The organism is Oleiphilus sp. HI0123 (assembly GCF_001635315.1).
The window spans coordinates 1-1,611 of the sequence record NZ_LWGE01001524.1; the positions used below are offsets into that span (position 1 = coordinate 1).

Annotated in this window: 1 protein-coding gene; it reads left to right on the top strand. The window is 46.1% G+C overall.

What is annotated here, in order from left to right:
• The coding region (locus A3761_RS20305; protein WP_369808243.1) for a wax ester/triacylglycerol synthase family O-acyltransferase at nucleotides 1-1,503 on the top strand (1,503 nt) is incomplete at its 5' end.
• Nucleotides 1,504-1,611 lie beyond the last annotated feature (108 nt).

Below are 1,611 nucleotides of genomic sequence, written 5' to 3' on the forward strand. Positions count from 1 at the left end.
ATAGTAAGTGTGTTAAGATTCCGCTTTGTATTCATTACTCCCAAAAGGCCTGGCAAAATGACTCAGAATAACAAGATAAACATACTTGATGCCTCTTGGTTGGCATTGGATACCGAAGAGACGCCAATGCATGTTGGCAATCTGCAAATTTTATCTCTCCCCAAAGATGCTCCTGCTAATTTTTTACGCGACGATGTTCATCGCATGAAATCGGCTGGAGATATTGTTTCCCCCTGGAACAAAAAGCTCGCGAAGCCTAGCTTACTGGGCCGCTTACTCGCACCGTCTTGGGTTATCGATAAGAACATAGACCTAGATTATCACGTACGTCATTCGGCTCTACCCAAACCAGGCGGTGAACGAGAGTTGGGTATACTTGTATCGAGATTACACTCCAACCGTATGGACTTTAAACGCCCTCTATGGGAGTGCCATGTCATCGAAGGTCTGGAAAATAATCGCTTTGCCATCTACACCAAAATGCACCACTCCTTAATTGATGGCATAAGCGGTGTACGTTTATTGCAACGCACACTAAGCGAGTCTCCAGACGATATCGATACAAGACCGCCTTGGTCTATTGGTACGCCAAAGAAAATTAAAAGCGGCGAACACATTGCGACTTGGCAAGGCGCGCTTGATCAAGCTATCGACGCAATCAAAGAACAAGCCTCGAACACCCCGCAGTTAGTGGGTGCGTTGGCAAAACTGGTCAGTTCATCCGTTCAGGATAGAGTTAAACTTTCTGCTCCGTTTACTGGTCCTAATTCAACCATTAACACCCGGGTGCAAGCCGCTCGCCGCTTTGCTACACAGCAATATTCTTTAGACAGAATTAAGAAACTGGCAGCAGAGGCGGATGCCTCGTTAAACGATATTGTGCTTTATTTATGTGGCACCTCGTTGAGGCAGTTCCTATTAGAAAAAGGACAATTACCTGAGCAACCTTTAACAGCAGGTATTCCGGTTAATATTCGCCCTGCGGATGACACAGGCACAGGTACGGCCATTAGTTTTATGATCGCTAGCTTAGCAACCAATGAAGCGGACCCGCTTCGCCGCTTAGCAACCATTAAAGAGTCGACCCAGATTGCGAAGGAGCACTTACAAAGCTTGCCTAGAGCATCGCTGACACAGTACACGATGCTGATGATGGCACCCTACTCTTTACAGCTTCTCACAGGCCTGGGCGGAAGAATGCGTCCAGCCTTTAACATTACAATATCTAATGTCCCTGGACCGAAAAAGGCTCTCTACTACAATGGCTGTAAACTTGAGGCGATGTACCCAGTATCATTAATCGCCCATGGCGGCGCATTGAATATTACTTGTTTAAGCTATGATGGTTCACTGAATTTTGGCTATACCGGTTGTCGTGACACCTTGCCAAGCATGCAGAACCTGGCAGTATTTTCAGGAGAAGCGCTCGAGGAGCTTGAAGGCTTACTTACAAAAAAAGCCAAGACAAGAAAGACGAAAACTAAAAAAGCCACGACTCGCTAATTATAACGAGGCTCATCAGGATACGCTTAGCGTATCCTGAATCAAACTGACCATCGCAGGCATACCTCCCAGATGAGTCTTAATGTTTATCTTAACATCAGGGTACTG